Consider the following 16,403-nt stretch of genomic DNA (forward strand, 5'->3'; position numbering starts at 1 on the left):
ATCCCGCCCTTTCGTTGTTTCTCGCCCCTTGCGAGCACACATCATTTTCAAGGCGCACTGCGCCCGCATGCAGACTAAACGAGGCTAGACCCCTGTGGCATTGACGATTCTTGGCCTGTCCGGCGCCCTTAGCCATGATCCTTCAGCGGCCCTGTACATCGACGGCAAACTGGTTGCCGCCGCTGAAGAAGAGCGTTTCGTGCGCGACAAGCATGCAAAGAACCGCATGCCCTACGAGTCGGCGAAGTTCTGCCTGGAACAGGCCGGGATCAAACCGTCCGACGTCGACGTGGTGGCGATTCCCTTTGCCCCGATCAGCCTGTTCGGCAAGGCGCGCTGGCACTATGCCAAGCGCTACTGGTACGCCCCGGATCGCGCCCTGGATGCGATCCTGATGGGCAACCGTCGCTACAAGCGCTATCGCAACAAGATCGTCTGGTGCCTGGAGCAACTGGGTTTTGATCCGAAGAAGATCAAGATCGAGCCGGTGGAGCACCACCTGGCCCACGCCTCCAGTGCCTACCACTGCTCGGGCTTCAAGGAGAAGACCGCGATCCTCGGGATCGACGGCAAGGGCGAGTACGCCACCACCTTCTTCGGCTACGGCGAAAACGGCAAGATCCACAAGATCAAGGAATTCTTCGACCCTGACTCCCTGGGCGGCCTGTACGGTGCGATCACCGAGTTCCTCGGCTTCGAGATGCTCGACGGCGAGTTCAAGGTCATGGGCATGGCGCCGTATGGCGATGCCAGCAAATACGATTTCTCGCGCCTGGCCAGCTTTGAAAACGGCGAGTTGGTGATCAACACCGACTACGCCAACGTCATCGGCCTGCGTCGCTACAAAGAGAAAGGCAAGGGGTTCTACTTCTCGCCAAAACTCATCGAGTGGCTGGGTCCCAAGCGCGAAGGCGACATCGCCGACGAGCCTTACATCCACTACGCGGCGAGCATGCAGGCCTTGTTCGAGAAGCTGGCCCTGCAGATGATCGACCACTACCTGGGCGACATCCTCAAGGAAACCGGCAAGCTGGCCTTCGCCGGCGGCTGTGCGCTGAACGTCAAGCTGAACCAGAAGATCATCGCCCGTCCCGAGGTCAAGGAGCTGTTCGTGCAGCCGGCTTCCGGTGACGCGGGTACCGCAGTCGGTGCCGCGGCCTATGTGTCCCACGCTCGCGGTGTGCCGGTAGAGAAGATGGAGCACGTCTATCTCGGCCCGTCCTACAGCAACGAAGACGTGATCGCCGCCTGTGCCCGTCACCCGCACAAGCCGGCCTGGCGCCAGATCGACAACACCCCGGAGCGGATCGCCAAGATCATGGTCGACGGCAACCCGGTGGCCTGGTTCCAGGGCCGCATGGAGTTCGGTCCGCGGGCCCTGGGCGGTCGTTCGATCATTGGTTGCCCGAGCGCCGCAGGCGTGGCCGACCGGATCAACGAGCAGATCAAGTTCCGCGAGCGCTGGAGGCCTTTCTGCCCGTCGATGCTCGACACCGTCGGCCCGCAAATGATCAAGGTCGACCACCCGGCGCCCTTCATGACCTTCACCTTCGAAGTGGCTGAAGAGTGGAAGACCCGAGTGCCGGAAGTGGTCCACGAGGACGGTACGTCCCGGGCCCAGGTGCTCAAGCGCGAGTACAACCCGCGCTACTACGACATGATGAAGGCCCTGGAAGTCCTGACCGGCAACGGCGTGTCGCTGAATACTTCGCTGAACCGTCGTGGCGAGCCGATGATCTGCTCGCCTACCGATGCCTTGAACATGTTCTACGGTTCCGATCTGCAGTACCTGATCATGGAAGACATCCTGGTGGTCAAAGACGGCGTGGATCCTTATGACACGCTCGGCTGAGCGCCATGTGCTGCAGTTCTGCCACGGCTATGACGGGCCGTTCCTGGACTGCGCCCGGCAATACGCCAGCCTCTTCGCGGGCAGCGGCTATCGGGTGACCACGGTGTTTCTCACCGGGGCCGCCGATGCCGATGTCGCCGCCGGTTGCGCGTCCGACGAAGTGCTGTTCATGGAGTACAGCTCCAAGGCCATTCGTGGCCTGAAGCTGGGCGCCATCCGCGACCTGCGCAAGATCGCCGCATCACGCAATTTTAGCTTCTGCATCGCCCACCGGTTCAAGCCGATCTACATCGCCTTGCTGGGCACCGGCTTGCCGGTGATCGGTGTCCATCATGCGTTTTCCGATTACAAGCGCGGCAGCCGCAAGCTCTTCGCCCAGCTGTTCCGCAAGCGCCTGAGCCTGCTCGGGGTGTCCGATGCCGTGCGTGACGACATGCGCGCCTGCCTGCCGAAATGGCCGGCGCAGCGGATTCAGACCCTGTACAACCGCATCGACCTGGAGGCCTTGCAGGCCGAGCAACTGAGCGCTGCCCAGGCCCGCAGCGAGTTGGGTCTGTCCGCCGATGCCTGGATTGTCGGCAACGTCGGGCGCCTGCACCCGGACAAGGACCAGGCCACCTTGCTGCGTGGCTTCGCCGCGGCCGTGCCACAGTTGCCGGTACACAGCCAACTGGCGATTCTTGGAACCGGGCGCCTGGAAAAAGACCTGAAATCCCTGGCCCGGGAACTGGGGATTGCCGATCGCGTGCTGTTCCTTGGGCAGGTGGCCCAGGCCCGACGCTATTTCCGCGCCTTCGATGTGTTCGCCCTGAGCTCCGATCACGAGCCATTCGGCATGGTGCTGCTGGAGGCCATGGCCGCTGGCGTGCCGCTGCTGGCCACCGCCTGTGGCGGTGCCCGGGAAGTGGTCGAGGGAGTGGGCATCCTGTTCCCCCTGGGCGACGTCGAGCATATGGCCCAGGGGCTGCAGCACCTGGCCGCGATGGACGATCACCAGCGCCGGGTCTGTGCCGAACTGATGCTTGATCGCCTGCGCGAGCGCTTTTCCGATCGCGCTGTGCGCGACGTATTCTGGCGTTTGCCGCACGTCATCGACCTGACCGCGAGGGGCTGATGCTCAACCGATTTCAAGGCTGGCGCGAACGTGGCTGGTCAGTCATTGACGCCTCGACCTATGCCGATGCCTGGCAGCGTTTCGGGGGCAGTGTGGCCACCCATCCGCTGGTGGTCGAACAACTGGCGGACCTGGCACAGATCCCGGTGCGCTACCTGGCCTGGGAGCACAATGGCCAGTTGCAGGCCGCCATCGCCACCTGGGGACGGGACTTGGCCCTGTCCAAGGATGTGCTCAAGCGTGCCGGCAAGAAGGGCTTGTTCGACATCGGCAATGCCGAGTTGATCCTCCCGGCCGCCGCCGATGCCCAGGCGCCGTTGCGCCATCGCGGGCGTTATCTCTCGGCATTGAACCAGGGCCGTTTCGGCACCCTCAAGCCACAGGCCGAACAGTTGGCCATGGCCCGTACGCCGGAAGAGCTGTCGAAAAAGTTTCGCTACAACCAGCGTCGTGAGTTGCGCCTGCTGGAAGAGGCGGGCGGTGTGGTGCGTGGGGTCGGTGATTTCACCAGCGCGGAACTGGCAGCTATCTACTGTGACCTGTTCCAGCGTCGCTGGGGCTTTGCCGCCACCGGCGCCGAGCGTATGGCCGAAGTACTGGAGCGCTTGCGCGAGCTGCTGATAGGTTCGGTGATTTTCCTTAATGACGCACCGATTGCCGTGCAGTTGATCTATCGGGTTGAAGCGCCGGAGTGGATCAGCGTCGAATACGTCAATGGCGGGGTCGACCCTGAGACCCGTGAATTCAGTCCGGGTAGCGTGCTGAGCTTTCTCAACACCCAGAGTGCCTGGGAGCAGGCCCGGGCCCTGAACAAGCCGCTGCGGTTTTCCTTCGGTCGTGCCGACCGTGAATACAAGGACCGTTGGTGCAATCCTGTGCCGGTTTTCCAGGTATGAGTCAGCCCATGAGTCGCAAGCAGCAATTGCTCAAACGCCATCGCCGGAATAAGCGCATTGCCCTGTTGATCGGGCTGGTGCTGTTGCTGCTGGCCGGCGTGCTGCTGGCCTGGTGGCTGCCGATCCTGCTGGCCGTGCTCGGCTGGCTGGCCCATGAAGCCTGGTTTGCCGATCACCTGTTCTACTCGCCCAAGGATGACTACCACTACGACTTCGGCAGCGAGGCGCAGCAGGTGGCGGTGCGTCTGGAGGCGGGGCGCTTGTTGCTGGATTCGGCGCCGCAATGGGCGGGGGACGAGACCCTGGTGCTTGGGGTGCAGGTCAAGAGCTCCTGGCTGGGGCGCTTCCTGGATCCGGCCATCGAGGTGCTGGGTGGCCCGAGCGCCGATCGCCAGGCATTCGAACGCGGGGTCAACGGCCTGCGCTATCTCAATCTCAGTGGTTTGGCGGGCCCCCTGGGCCGTGGCGAGCTGCAGTTGCGCGGGCGTTTCTGCCGGATCCGGATCCAGCCTCAGTTGATGGCCTGGCGTGATCCGGATTATCGGCGCCAGCGGGTGATGGTGATCGCCCCCCATGCCGACGACGCCGAGCTGGCGGCATTCGGCCTTTACAGCCAGGCCGATGAAACCTGGATCGTGACCCTGACCGCCGGGGAAATCGAGGCCGAGCATTACCAGGCCATGGGCCTGGAGGCGGCCGAAGCATCGCGGCTCAAGGGCCGGCTGCGGGCCTGGGACAGTATTGCCGTACCGCACTGGGCCGGCGTCCCGCAAGCCCAGTGCGTGCAGTTGGGGTACTTCTGCCTGCAATTGTCCGCGATGCAGGCTGCGCCAGAGCAGCCGATCGCCTCCCGCGAGGCCCAGCTGAGCGATATCCGCCTGTTCCGCCAGTTCAATCCGTTTGCGCTGCCGGCCGACCAGGATGGATTGCCGACCTGGAACAACCTCCTGGCCGATCTGCGTGCGCTGCTGCTCAAGGCGCGTCCGCAGGTGATCGTGCTGCCACACCCGTCACTGGACCCGCACCCCGACCATATCTGTGCCCAGGCAGCGGTGATGCAGGCCCTGCAAGGGCTGGAGTGGCAGCCGAGCACGGTGCTCGGTTACGCCAATCACCTGCACGACAATGATCGCTGGCCGATGGGTGATTCGGGGGCAGGCATCGCATTGCCGCCGGTATTTGCCTCGACTGCGGTCCTGCGCCCCTGGTGCCTGGCGCTTTCCCCGGCCGAGCAATATGACAAGGCCATGGCCTTGGGCATGATGCATGATTTGCAACCGAGAATGCCGTTCAAGCGCCGCCTGCGCAGGTCGATACAACGGCTTCTGGCTGGTAGGGTGCCCTCGGCGCTGGGGGAGAATGAGTTCTTTCGCAAGGCGGTCAGGCGCCATGAGCTGTTCTGGCTATTGCAACAGCGATAAACCGACATAACCATAGGGGCATTTTGTGCCCCTAATCACGACAGTGAGTCCTTTGTGATCAATCCTCGCCCGCGAATCTTGTTTCTCATGCCCTACTTCGGGCGCTGGCCTTTCTGGCTGCCGTTCTTCCTCGAGAGCTGCCGGCGCAATCCGGATATCGACTGGCTGTTTTTCAGCGACTGCGGGATCCCGGATAACCTGCCGCCGAACGTCATTTATGAAAGCATGAGCTTTGCCGATTACTGCGCCCTGGTATCCCAGCGCCTGGACATCGACTTTGCCCCCGATGCGGCCTACAAGATCTGTGACATCCGGCCGGCAATGGGGCTGATCCATGCAGACCGGCTGGAGGGCTACGACTTCTGGGCCTTCGGCGATATCGACCTGGTCTACGGTGATCTGCGGGCCTATTTCACGGATGACCGCCTGGCACAGTACGACCTGTTCTCCACCCACGAGCGGCGGGTTGCCGGGCACTTGTGCCTGATACGCAACAATGCACGCCAGCGGGAGCTGTTCAGGCAGATCAAGAACTGGCAGGTACGCTTTACCGATAAGCAGCATCACGCACTGGATGAGGGGGCGTTCAGCCGGATTTTCCTCTGGCGCAAGAACTTCCCGGAGCCGCTGTTCAAGCTGGTGGGCAAGTTCAATCCGGCACGCCGTCGCAGTGAGTTCACCGAGGCGTTCAGCACCCCGGGTGGAGTGATCAAGTGGCATGATGGCAGTCGGGATTTTCCCTCGTGCTGGTACTGGAAGGATGGGCGCCTGACCAATGACCGCGACGCCGACCGCACCTTTGCGTATTTCCACTTCGTGTGCTGGAAGCGCAATGAATGGGCGGCCCTGCCGGACCCTGATCCGCAAGCGGTCCAGGCCCTGGCCAGCGAATCGTCCTGGGTCATCGATGCCACAGGTTTTCACCGGGGAGAGTCATGAGCCAGCGCTTCAAGGTCCTGCAATTGCAGCCGGACTACAACGTCAAGTCCCACGACTTCGCAGACCTGGCGGAGCAGATCGTCAAGGCATTGCCGGCGGAACGCTACGAGGTCACCGCGGCCTTTCTGCGGGGGCGCCCTGGGCCTTCCGATCCGGTGAGCCGGGCTGATCATTCGGTGTATTTCGAGTTTTCCGACAAGTCCCTCAAGGGCATGCGCCTGCGGGCCATGTGGCGGCTGTACCAGTTCTGCCGCAAGGAAAAGTTCGATGTGGTGATCTGCAACCGCTTCAAGCCGGTGAACATGATGCTGACCCTCAACCGCTGGTTGAAGGTGCCGCTGTGCATCGGCATCTCCCATGGGTTCGGCGAGTACGATCGGCTGTACCGTCGCCGCCAGACCCAGCGCCTGATCGACCGGCACTGGCGTTTTGTCGGGGTGTCGCCGGCAGTCAAGCAGTACCTGCTGGATTGCCAGTGCGGCTTCACCGACCAGAATACCTGGGCGATCACCAACGCCATCGATATCGAACAGGCCGAGGCCCTGCAGCATTCCCGCGAGCGTTCCCGGGAGTTGCTGGGGCTGGATCCGTCGGTGCGCCTGATCGGCGCCCTGGGTCGCCTGGTGCCGGTGAAAGGCCAGACCTACCTGTTGCAGGCCTTTGCCCAGCTCAAGGACAAATACCCCGAGGCGCAACTGGCGATCATCGGTGCCGGGCGTGAAGAGGCCAATCTGCGTGCCGAGATCGAGCGCCTGGGGCTGCAGGGCCGGGCACACCTGCTGGGGTTCAAGGAAAACGCCCTGCAATACGTGCGGGCCTTCGATATCTGGACCATGCCGTCATTGGCCGAAGGCCTGGGCCTGGCATTGCTGGAAGGCATGAGCGGGCACCTGCCGGTGATTGCCTCGAATGTGCCGGCGATGTTGCCGCTGATCGAGGGGGCTGGCGGCCTGGCGGTGGAGCCGGCCAATGTGCCGGCCCTGGCAGCGGCCCTGGACACCTATCTGGGGCTTAGCGACGAGGCACTGGCCGCCAAGGGTGAGCAGGCTTATCGCTATCTGCAGAACGAACATGATATCGAGGTGTTCCGCGAGGAATACCGGCAATTGATCGACTCGGGATTGAGTCAGGCGGGCAAGGGGCAGTAATGACGGACCAGCAACCTGTGGTGACAGTGATCATCGCTTCCTACAACCACGCGCCCTACATTGAGCAAAGCATCCTCAGCGTGCTCAACCAGACCTATTCGAACATCGAATTGCTGGTGGTCGATGACGGTTCCAGCGACGACAGTGTCGAGCGTATCCGGCGCTTGCAGGAACAGCATGGTTTCGATTTTCGGGTCCAGCAGAACCAGGGCCTGACCAACACCCTCAATGGCGCCATCGCGCGGTCCAAGGGCAGCCTGATCGTGCCCTTCGGCTCCGACGACATCATGCTGCCCGAGCGCATCGCGACTCAGGTGGCCCATATGGACGGCAAGCCCGAAGTCGGGATCTGTGCCGGCAATATCGAGTTGATCGACAGCGAAGGCAATCTGTTTCCCGAGAAACGCCAGCGTCGGGACGTGCCGTTTCGGCGTCTGGACTTCGACGACATGTTCCTTGAGCGCAAGCCTTACCCGCCGGCACCGACCCTGATGATTCGCCGCGAGGCGCTGGACAAGGTCGGTGGTTTCGACCCGAACATCCGCCTGGAAGACTTGCTGATCGAGTTGAAGATCACCCATGCGGGTTATTTCATCGATGGCTTGAATGTGGTGATGGCGCGCTATCGCAAACACGCCACCAACTCCTACAAGAACCACCGCTTCATGATCGACAACATCCTGCGGACCTATGCCCTGTTCAGCGATCACCCGCTGTACGACGAGGTGCGCTACAAGTTCCTCAGCTCGATGTTCCTCAAGGTTTCCAATCGGGATCGCAAGCTGGCCCGCGAGCTGCTGGCGCAGATTCCGTTCAAGGCCTGGAACAAGAAGACCTGGCGTGGTCTGGCCCGCCTGTGCTTCTCGCCTCTGGAAAAAGACTGAGGCAAGGCCCAGCCTCGAAGCGGGGGCGATCCGGATCTACACAACAAGACAGCCCCTCGGGGCTGTCTTGTTGTGTGTCGGGTGCGGGTGGCGCCTTGATGTCAGTGAAGGCCTTCGGCGGCGCTGGCGGGCGTCAGTGGTTTGAGCAGCCTCAGTGCCTGGACCATGGACGTCTGCTGGGCGTAGCCCGCCTGCAATGCCGGCAGATGCTCCTGGAACAGCCATTGGCTGTCTTCGGCATAGCGTTGCATGTGACGCAGGTTGCGCTGGCGCAACGAGGTTCGCAGCGCCGACGGATAAACCCGCAGGTCGGCCAGGTCGATCAGACCGAACTCTCCATTTTCCAGAACCAGCACATTGGCCAGGTGCAGGGAGCGGAAATACACCCCGCGTTGGTGCAGGCTGGCCATGAACGCGCCAAAACGCTCAATCAGTGCACTGCGCTCCTGCGCTGACGCCGCCGACTGCAGGCTCTGGCGCAGGGTCTGCCCCGGCAGTGGCTGATAGCGCACGGCGCTGCTGCCATCGGCGAGGCGGTACAAGGCCAGAGTGGTCGGCGTGACAATGCCCAGGTCGCGCAGTTGTTCGCTGTTCTCGGCGAAACGTTGGGAATAGGGGTTGAAGCCCCCGGAGGTATACCAGCGCCGAGGACGGAACAGTTTGAGGAAGCTGCCGTCTTCCAGGCGCAGGACCTTGGGCCCTAGGCCATCGGATTCGATGACGTGAGCGTTGGCAGTGAGTTGCTCCAGGGCGGCCGGAGTCAGCGCCTGCTGGGTCAGGGGAGGCGAGCGCCGGGCTCTCTGGCTGATGCACAAGGCGGCGATCAGGGCCAGGGGGATCCACAACAGGAACCAGTGCTCCTTGGGGCGAGAAAGGATTCCGCCGCCTTCTGTCAGGCCGGCGCCGATTCCGAACATCAGCCAGGTCGAGGCGAGAATCAGCAAGGGCATGCTGCGCAGTCGCCAGCTTTTGAACAAGCCCCACAGCTGCATGAACAACCAGGGCAGCAAACCGATGATGCCGACGTAATACAGCACGCCCAAGGCGAAGTTATGGGGTTCTGCCAGGAGATAGCCAATGCCGATATCCACCACCAGGTCCGCGTTGTAGCCATGACCGATCCAGGGGTGAGCGCTGATGTAGTTGAAGACCAGGCTCCAGATCTCGAAGCGGTAGGAGTTGCCGCGCTCGATCAGCATCTGGGAGAACAGCATCAGCACGGTGGCGCCGCCAATCAGCATCCCGGCGAGCAACAGCAGTGAACGTCGGTTCCAGCAGATGAAACAGATCCAGGCAGCGGCCAGGATCAGGGCCACCAGAGGCGTGCGCGAACCTGTGGCAATGACCGTGGCGAACATGATGACCATGGCAGGGACGCTCAGGAGCCAAACCCGGAGGCGCTGGCAGGTCATGCTCAGCCAGAGCCAGTACACCAGGAAGAAACCAAAGATGTGGGAGCTCAGCAGCGGATTGTCGAAGGCGCCTGCGCCAATCATGCGCGAGCCGGGTGTATAGACTTGGCTGAATGCGTAGAGATTGAAGAGCGAGGCGATCAGGGCCACGATTGCGGCACAGAAGAACAAGGGTTGCAGTATGTCGCGGCGATAGCTGACCAGCAGGCTGCAACCGGCAAAGAGCATGAGCAAGTGCAGGGGCGTCTTGATTTCACCGGGCACGCTATCCACTGGCGGTCCCCAGGCAAGACTGATCAGCGTCCAACTAGCGAACAGCAGTACGGCAATAAAAATCGGTTCGCGAAACAGGCTCTTCAGTTCACTGGGACGCATGCACAGTGCAATAAGGGTGGGAATACTGAACAGGCCGTAGTACAGCTTATGCAATATGTTGCGTCCTGGAATGAAGAACAGCGCGCACAGCAGGAGTAGATAGCCGATCGGCAGTATCCACAGGCAAATGAAATCGAATACTCGATTGGACGTATTGCGAAGAGCATTGAGTTGCATGCTTAGACGTTCATCCCGGAAGTTAAGCTGGCCATCATAACGACTATTGTCGGGCCCTGTCGTTTGTCCGTTGAACAATAATCAGCCGTTCGGGGATTCTCGGTGCCGTAGGCAAGCTGTGCTAAAGTCAGCCTCCTTTTTGACGACATTCGCGTGATATGACCGACTCCAGTCCCAGCGCAAGCCCCTCGAGCTTGAAAATCTACTTCCGTCTGCTCGGCTATGTGCGGCCATATATTGGTCTGTTCCTCATCAGCATCGTCGGGTTCCTGATCTTCGCCTCAACCCAGCCCATGCTCGGCTACATTCTCAAGTATTTCGTCGACGGTCTGTCCAATCCCGAGGCGGCGCTGTTCCCCACGGTTCCCTACCTGCGAGACATGCGCTTGCTGCAGGCGGTGCCGCTGCTGATCGTACTGATCGCCGCCTGGCAGGGGCTGGGCTCCTACCTGGGCAACTACTTCCTGGCCAAGGTTTCCCTGGGGCTGGTGCACGACCTGCGGGTGCAGTTGTTCAACAACCTGCTGACCCTGCCCAACCGCTACTTCGACAAGCACAACTCCGGGCACCTGATCTCGCGGATCACCTTCAACGTGACCATGGTCACGGGGGCGGCAACGGATGCGATCAAGGTGGTGATTCGCGAAGGCATGACGGTGATCTTCCTGTTCGGCTCGCTGCTGTGGATGAACTGGCGCCTGACCCTGGTGATGATCGCCATCCTGCCGCTGATCGCCATCATGGTCCGTACCGCCAGCAAGAAATTCCGCAAGCAGAGCAAGAAGATCCAGGCCGCCATGGGCGATGTGACCCACGTAGCCTCGGAAACCATCCAGGGCTATCGCGTGGTGCGCAGCTTCGGTGGCGAGACTTATGAGCAGCAGCGTTTCCTCGCGGCCAGCCAGGGCAACACCGACAAGCAATTGCGCATGACCCGCACCGGAGCCATCTACACCCCGCTGCTGCAGTTGGTGATCTACAGCGCCATGGCGGTGCTGATGTTCCTGGTCCTGTACCTGCGCGGCGACGCTTCGGCGGGCGAGATGGTGGCCTACATCACCATGGCCGGCCTGCTGCCCAAGCCGATCCGCCAACTGTCCGAAGTCAGTTCGACCATCCAGAAGGGCGTGGCCGGTGCGGAAAGCATTTTCGAGCAACTGGACGTCGAGCCGGAAATCGATCGTGGCACCGTGGAACATGCGAGCATCAGTGGGCACCTGGAAGTGCGCAACCTGAGCTTCACCTACCCGGGAACCGAGCGCCAGGTGCTCGACGACATCAGCTTCAGCGTCGAGCCCGGAAAAATGGTGGCCCTGGTGGGCCGGTCCGGCAGCGGCAAGTCGACCCTGGCCAACCTGATTCCGCGTTTCTATCACCATGACAAGGGCCAGATCCTCCTGGACGGCACCGAGGTCGAAGACTATCGCCTGCTCAACCTGCGCCGGCATATTGCCCAGGTTACCCAGCATGTCACCTTGTTCAGTGACACCGTGGCCAACAACATCGCTTACGGCGATCTGGCTGGCGCGCCGCGGGCGGACATCGAAAAAGCCGCGACCGATGCCTACGCCATGGACTTCATCAGCCAGTTGCCTGAAGGCCTCGATACCCAAGTGGGGGAGAACGGCGTGCTGCTTTCGGGTGGCCAGCGCCAGCGCCTGGCGATTGCCAGGGCCTTGCTGAAGAACGCGCCGCTGTTGATTCTCGATGAGGCCACTTCGGCCCTGGATACCGAATCCGAGCGGCATATCCAGGCCGCCCTGGACAAGGTCATGAAAGGCCGTACCACGTTGGTCATCGCTCACCGTCTGTCGACCATCGAGAAGGCCGACATGATCCTGGTCATGGATCAGGGACGGATTGTCGAGCGTGGCAGCCATGCCCAGTTGCTGGCGCAGAACGGCTATTACGCGCGCTTGCATGCCATGGGCCTGGATGAGCCCGCACCGAGCGGGATCGCCTGATCCACTGCGGGGAGCGAGCAGGCTCGCTCCCCGCAGCTCTCAAGGGGTTCAAGGCTCCTTGCCATCATTTGTAGCGCCCTCCTTACAGTCTTGACCAAGGCTAAATATTTCTGCGTTTCACACTTGTTATGGTTCCCGCCTGAATCGTCGAATGGATCGAGAAGGCCAACCTTCTCGTGCGAGTGCCGGAATGCTGCAACGCTTTGTGTGGAAGCTATTACCCAAGACCCAGCGCAATTTCCTGCTGGGGCGCCTGTCGGTGGTGGACCGCCAGGTCGTGAACAAATCGATGTCCGCCAACCTGCGCTTTCCAGATGCCTTCGCCCGCCGCTCCTGCCTGTTCATCCATGTACCCAAGTGTGCCGGCAGCAGCATCTGCTCGGCCCTGTTCGACGGCTGGATGCCCGGGCACCTGCCGCTGTACTGGTACGAACAGCAGTTTCCCCAGGCTTTTGCCAGCAGTTTCAAGTTCGCGTTCGTGCGCGATCCTCTGGAACGTGCCTATTCGGCTTACACCTTCCTGCGGGGCAATGCGTTGGGGCGACGGGACCAGGCCGCCCAGGAACTGGTGAGGCATTACCGGGACTTCGATGACTTCGTCGGTCGCTGGCTGCATGCGGAGACCATCCACAAACAGATGCACTTTGCCGCCCAGAGTGACTTTCTCACCGACTCCCTGGGGCGCCTGTGCCTGGATTTCGTGGGTTACCAGGAACATCTGGGACGGGACTTCCAGCTGCTGTGCGAGCAGTTGCAAATCAGCGCCTGCCTGCCGCACGTCAACAGCACCCAGCAACGCCAGGACACCCCCGTCAGGAATTTCTGTTCGGTACGTACCCGGCGCCAGGTGCGTCGTGTCTATCAACGCGACTACGAGATGCTCGGTTATGAATAAGCCTGCCTGGGTAGCTGCAGACCAGCCGCAGATCCGGCCCTACACGCTCTCGCTGTCCAGCGATGCCCGGGCGGCGCTCAAGCATCAGCAGCCATGCTGCCTGTGGTTGACCGGCCTGTCGGGAGCGGGAAAGTCGACCCTGGCCAATCTGCTGGAGTTGCGGCTCAACGAACTGGGGATGCACACCTTCGTGCTGGATGGCGACAACGTGCGCAGCGGGCTGTGCCGCGACCTGGGCATGGGCGCCGAGGCGCGCAAGGAGAATATCCGCCGCATGGCCGAGGTAGCGCGGTTGATGGTGGATGCTGGGTTGCTGGTGATCGTCTCGGCGATCTCGCCCTTTCGTGGTGAGCGCGACGCCGCCCGGGCGCTGTTCGATCCCGGACAGTTTCTCGAGGTGTACATCAGCACCCCGTTCGACACCTGTGCCCAGCGTGACCCCAAGGGGCTGTATCAAGCGGCGATGGCGGGCCGGATCAAGGACTTCACCGGGCTCGATAGCCCTTACGAGGCGCCGCTGTACGCCGAGTGCGAGATCGATACCGCGAGCGTGGCGCTGCCGGAGGCGATCCAGCGCTTGCTGCAGCTTTTGCCGCGTAAATAAGCCGCAAACAATCTTCGTCGGCACCACACAAGGCATAGAACTAGGCAGCGCCCACCCTGTGTTAATATCGCGCCCCTGTTCATTTTGTATGTGGGATGCTCCATGAAGTTGTCCATGCCGCGATTCGATCAAGCCCCTGTCTTGGTGGTCGGCGATGTCATGCTCGACCGTTACTGGCATGGTGGTACCTCACGGATTTCCCCTGAGGCGCCGGTGCCGGTGGTCAAGGTCGAGCAGATCGAGGACCGCCCGGGTGGTGCCGCCAACGTTGCCCTGAATATCGCCGCCCTCGGCGCGCCAGCGTCCCTGGTGGGAGTGACCGGCGATGACGAGGCCGCTGACAGCCTGGCCAACAGCCTGCAAGGCGCGGGCGTGCGTGCCCTGTTCCAGCGCATCAAGCACCAGCCGACCATCGTCAAGCTGCGGGTCATGAGCCGTCACCAGCAACTGCTGCGCATTGATTTCGAAGAACCCTTCGCCACCGATGCCCTGGCCCTGGCGGCCGAGGTCGATGCCCTGCTCGACGGGATCAAGGTGCTGGTGCTGTCCGACTACGGCAAAGGCGCCCTGCGCAATCACCAGGTGCTGATCGCGGCGGCGCGGGCCCGTGGCATTCCGGTGCTGGCGGACCCTAAAGGCAAGGATTTCTCCATCTACCGTGGGGCGAGCCTGATCACGCCGAACCTCAGCGAGTTCGAAACCATCGTCGGCGGCTGCGCCGATGAGCACGAACTGGTGAGCAAGGGCGCCCAGCTCATGCACGACCTGGAACTGGGCGCCTTGCTGGTGACCCGTGGCGAGCATGGCATGACCCTGCTGCGTCCCGATCACCCGGCCCTGCACCTGCCGGCCCGTGCCCGTGAAGTGTTCGACGTCACCGGCGCCGGGGATACGGTGATCTCCACCCTGGCGGCGGCGATCGCTGCCGGCGAGGAGCTGCCGCACGCGGTGGGCCTGGCCAATCTGGCGGCCGGGATCGTGGTCGGCAAACTGGGGACGGCTGCCATCAGTGCGCCCGAGCTGCGCCGGGCGATCCAGCGCGAGGAAGGTTCCGAGCGCGGTGTGCTGAGTCTCGACCAGTTGTTGCTGGCCATCGATGACGCCCGGGCGCACAACGAGAAGATCGTCTTCACCAACGGCTGCTTCGACATCCTCCACGCCGGACACGTGACCTACCTCGAACAGGCGCGGGCCCAGGGTGACCGGCTGATCGTGGCGATCAATGATGATGCTTCGGTCAGCCGCCTCAAGGGCCCGGGGCGTCCGATCAACAGTGTGGATCGGCGCATGGCGGTGCTCGCAGGATTGGGGGCGGTGGACTGGGTGATCAGTTTCCCTGAAGGCACTCCGGAAAACCTTCTGTCCCAGGTTCGCCCGGATGTGCTGGTCAAGGGCGGCGACTACGCCATCGATCAGGTGGTGGGCGCCGATATCGTCAGTGCCTATGGCGGCACCGTGAAGGTGCTGGGCCTGGTGGAGAACAGCTCGACCACGGCCATCGTCGAGAAGATCCGCAAGACCGACACGGCTCAATAGCCGTACTGGCCATGGCGATCGGCATCCGCCCGGGTGCCGATCCCTGTGGCTCAGCCTTGGCGCCGGGCCTTGGCGGGCACGATCTTGTGCAGGATCTGCCGGGCCTTGCCGGTCAGGCGCGACAGCTTTGAATCCTTTGGTGGCTCGCTCAGGCCACGTTCGCGCAGCCAGTCCTTCCAGCGAATCCTTTCATCACGTACCACCCAGCCATCCTGCTGGGCGAAGCTTTCTGCCAGGTACAGGCCGCGGGTGCTGGCCGGGTGCAGTTGATCCTTCTTCAAGGTATACAGCTCGGCACAGGGCTGGCCGTTGTCCAGGGGCATCAGGTACAGGTCAGGCCGCTTGCGGTCCAGGCGTGCCACCAACTGGTCGCCCTCCAGGCGCTCGTCGACATGGAACAGGCTCAGGGACTTGGCTTCCTTGGGCACATCCAGGCGCAGGTCATAGATCAGTTGCAGCGAGGCCGTGGGCAAATGCACGTAGGCCTGGGGGCGTTCGAGCAATTGCAGGTTGGCGCAGCGAACCGGGCGCGCGGCGCCGGACAGCGGCGTCAGGCGAAAGGGCAAGGCCTCTCGGTAGTGCAGGGCGCCGGCATAGGGCGCAGGCAGCCAGGTGTCGTTGAAGCGTCCGCCGAGCCAGCCTTCCGGGGTTTCCAGCAGGCATTCCTCGGCGATTTCCTGGATGGCGGTGTGCAGCGGCAGGTTCAGCTCGTGGGCCGGCACGTAGCCGGAGATCAGCTTGAGCACCACATCGCCGCGGTCCTGGCGCCGTTGGCGCACCAGCACCCAGTAGTCGCGGTTCTGCCAGTGCAGGGTCAGGCGCACCGAGACCCCGAGGTTGGCCAGCTCCAGGGCGAAACGCTGGTTGTCGGCCACCGTCACGGCGCGCCTGCGCTGCAGGGTCTGGGCGAAGTTCAGCGGCATCCCCACGCTCTGGTAGCTGAGGCCTTCGGGAGTCGCTTCGACGAACAGAGGCAGGGTCTTGAAGTTGCTGGGGTTCTTTCTAATGAGCGGTCGCGACATCTCGGCTCCTTCTTGCGTCGGGGTCGGCCGCGTCGGCGGCATCAGTTGTTGCTTAGGGTCTGTTCCTGTTTGCTGACGAGCCGCGTTGCTGGGCCAAACGGGGCGAGGCAAGGCGCGGGATGGCGCTAATGGTGTGCCCTTGGCAAATCCCGCAACACCGCCTC

At 62.4% G+C, this 16,403-nt stretch carries 13 protein-coding genes; 11 read left to right on the forward strand and 2 right to left on the reverse strand.

What is annotated here, in order from left to right; genetic code table 11:
* Positions 1 to 94: 94 nt before the first annotated feature.
* The 7 genes from ACZ5BO_RS03880 to ACZ5BO_RS03910 are packed head-to-tail and all read left to right on the forward strand — an operon-like array spanning position 95 to position 8,254.
* Entirely contained in the window at positions 95 to 1,852 is a 1,758-nt protein-coding gene (locus tag ACZ5BO_RS03880; RefSeq protein ID WP_025130422.1) for a carbamoyltransferase family protein, read from the forward strand.
* On the forward strand, positions 1,836 to 2,966 hold the full coding sequence (locus tag ACZ5BO_RS03885; protein ID WP_464698338.1) for a glycosyltransferase: 1,131 nt from the start codon (positions 1,836 to 1,838) through the stop codon (positions 2,964 to 2,966). Before ACZ5BO_RS03880 ends, ACZ5BO_RS03885 begins: the two co-directional genes overlap by 17 nt.
* Complete coding sequence (locus tag ACZ5BO_RS03890; protein WP_464698340.1) at positions 2,966 to 3,862, forward strand: antimicrobial resistance protein Mig-14; 897 nt, start codon at positions 2,966 to 2,968, stop codon at positions 3,860 to 3,862. The genes ACZ5BO_RS03885 and ACZ5BO_RS03890 overlap by 1 nt, the downstream gene beginning before the upstream one ends.
* Positions 3,863 to 3,870: 8 nt before the next feature.
* Positions 3,871 to 5,283 carry a PIG-L deacetylase family protein gene (locus ACZ5BO_RS03895; protein ID WP_464698342.1) on the forward strand — a complete coding sequence of 471 codons (1,413 nt, stop codon included), beginning with the start codon at positions 3,871 to 3,873 and terminating at the stop codon, positions 5,281 to 5,283.
* 54 nt (positions 5,284 to 5,337) lie between these two features.
* The gene (locus ACZ5BO_RS03900; RefSeq protein ID WP_025130426.1) at positions 5,338 to 6,222 is read left to right on the forward strand and encodes a DUF6625 family protein; all 885 of its coding nucleotides are present in this window, start codon (positions 5,338 to 5,340) and stop codon (positions 6,220 to 6,222) included.
* Complete coding sequence (locus tag ACZ5BO_RS03905) at positions 6,219 to 7,370, forward strand: glycosyltransferase family 4 protein (protein ID WP_464698344.1); 1,152 nt, start codon at positions 6,219 to 6,221, stop codon at positions 7,368 to 7,370. The genes ACZ5BO_RS03900 and ACZ5BO_RS03905 overlap by 4 nt, the downstream gene beginning before the upstream one ends.
* Positions 7,370 to 8,254 (forward strand): glycosyltransferase, encoded by an 885-nt coding sequence (locus ACZ5BO_RS03910; protein ID WP_464698346.1) that lies wholly within the window; start codon positions 7,370 to 7,372, stop codon positions 8,252 to 8,254. Before ACZ5BO_RS03905 ends, ACZ5BO_RS03910 begins: the two co-directional genes overlap by 1 nt.
* A 101-nt stretch (positions 8,255 to 8,355) precedes the next feature.
* On the opposite strand, the gene ACZ5BO_RS03915 is transcribed toward ACZ5BO_RS03910, so the two are convergent.
* On the reverse strand, positions 8,356 to 10,218 hold the full coding sequence (locus ACZ5BO_RS03915; protein WP_464698348.1) for an O-antigen ligase family protein: 1,863 nt from the start codon (positions 10,216 to 10,218) through the stop codon (positions 8,356 to 8,358).
* Between the two features lie 158 nt (positions 10,219 to 10,376).
* Here ACZ5BO_RS03915 and msbA point away from each other — a divergent pair, with 158 nt between their 5' ends.
* From msbA to hldE, 4 genes are all read left to right on the forward strand, one after another.
* On the forward strand, positions 10,377 to 12,182 hold the full coding sequence (gene msbA / locus ACZ5BO_RS03920) for a lipid A export permease/ATP-binding protein MsbA (RefSeq protein ID WP_025130430.1): 1,806 nt from the start codon (positions 10,377 to 10,379) through the stop codon (positions 12,180 to 12,182).
* Positions 12,183 to 12,372: 190 nt separating this feature from the next.
* Positions 12,373 to 13,077 (forward strand): sulfotransferase family 2 domain-containing protein, encoded by a 705-nt coding sequence (locus ACZ5BO_RS03925; protein WP_025130431.1) that lies wholly within the window; start codon positions 12,373 to 12,375, stop codon positions 13,075 to 13,077.
* Positions 13,070 to 13,681, forward strand: a complete 612-nt coding sequence (cysC, locus tag ACZ5BO_RS03930) for an adenylyl-sulfate kinase (RefSeq protein ID WP_025130432.1) — start codon at positions 13,070 to 13,072, stop codon at positions 13,679 to 13,681. Before ACZ5BO_RS03925 ends, cysC begins: the two co-directional genes overlap by 8 nt.
* Before the next feature lie 102 nt (positions 13,682 to 13,783).
* Positions 13,784 to 15,217, forward strand: coding sequence for a bifunctional D-glycero-beta-D-manno-heptose-7-phosphate kinase/D-glycero-beta-D-manno-heptose 1-phosphate adenylyltransferase HldE (gene hldE / locus ACZ5BO_RS03935; RefSeq protein ID WP_025130433.1), 1,434 nt, complete (start codon positions 13,784 to 13,786; stop codon positions 15,215 to 15,217).
* A 50-nt stretch (positions 15,218 to 15,267) separates the two neighbouring features.
* On the opposite strand, the gene ACZ5BO_RS03940 is transcribed toward hldE, so the two are convergent.
* On the reverse strand, positions 15,268 to 16,239 hold the full coding sequence (locus ACZ5BO_RS03940; RefSeq protein ID WP_025130434.1) for a hypothetical protein: 972 nt from the start codon (positions 16,237 to 16,239) through the stop codon (positions 15,268 to 15,270).
* Between the last annotated feature and the right edge of the window lie 164 nt (positions 16,240 to 16,403).

This window comes from Pseudomonas sp. FFPRI_1 (assembly GCF_055384485.1).

Bases quoted from the DNA above. Each gene is read 5' to 3' on its own strand.
- hldE (WP_025130433.1), top strand. From the start codon at position 13,784: ATGAAGTTGTCCATGCCGCGATTCGATCAAGCCCCTGTCTTGGTGGTC.
- ACZ5BO_RS03940 (WP_025130434.1), bottom strand. From the start codon at position 16,239: ATGTCGCGACCGCTCATTAGAAAGAACCCCAGCAACTTCAAGACCCTG.
- ACZ5BO_RS03910 (WP_464698346.1), top strand. From the start codon at position 7,370: ATGACGGACCAGCAACCTGTGGTGACAGTGATCATCGCTTCCTACAAC.
- ACZ5BO_RS03925 (WP_025130431.1), top strand. From the start codon at position 12,373: ATGCTGCAACGCTTTGTGTGGAAGCTATTACCCAAGACCCAGCGCAAT.
- ACZ5BO_RS03905 (WP_464698344.1), top strand. From the start codon at position 6,219: ATGAGCCAGCGCTTCAAGGTCCTGCAATTGCAGCCGGACTACAACGTC.
- ACZ5BO_RS03895 (WP_464698342.1), top strand. From the start codon at position 3,871: ATGAGTCGCAAGCAGCAATTGCTCAAACGCCATCGCCGGAATAAGCGC.
- ACZ5BO_RS03890 (WP_464698340.1), top strand. From the start codon at position 2,966: ATGCTCAACCGATTTCAAGGCTGGCGCGAACGTGGCTGGTCAGTCATT.
- msbA (WP_025130430.1), top strand. From the start codon at position 10,377: ATGACCGACTCCAGTCCCAGCGCAAGCCCCTCGAGCTTGAAAATCTAC.
- ACZ5BO_RS03885 (WP_464698338.1), top strand. From the start codon at position 1,836: ATGACACGCTCGGCTGAGCGCCATGTGCTGCAGTTCTGCCACGGCTAT.
- cysC (WP_025130432.1), top strand. From the start codon at position 13,070: ATGAATAAGCCTGCCTGGGTAGCTGCAGACCAGCCGCAGATCCGGCCC.
- ACZ5BO_RS03915 (WP_464698348.1), bottom strand. From the start codon at position 10,218: ATGCAACTCAATGCTCTTCGCAATACGTCCAATCGAGTATTCGATTTC.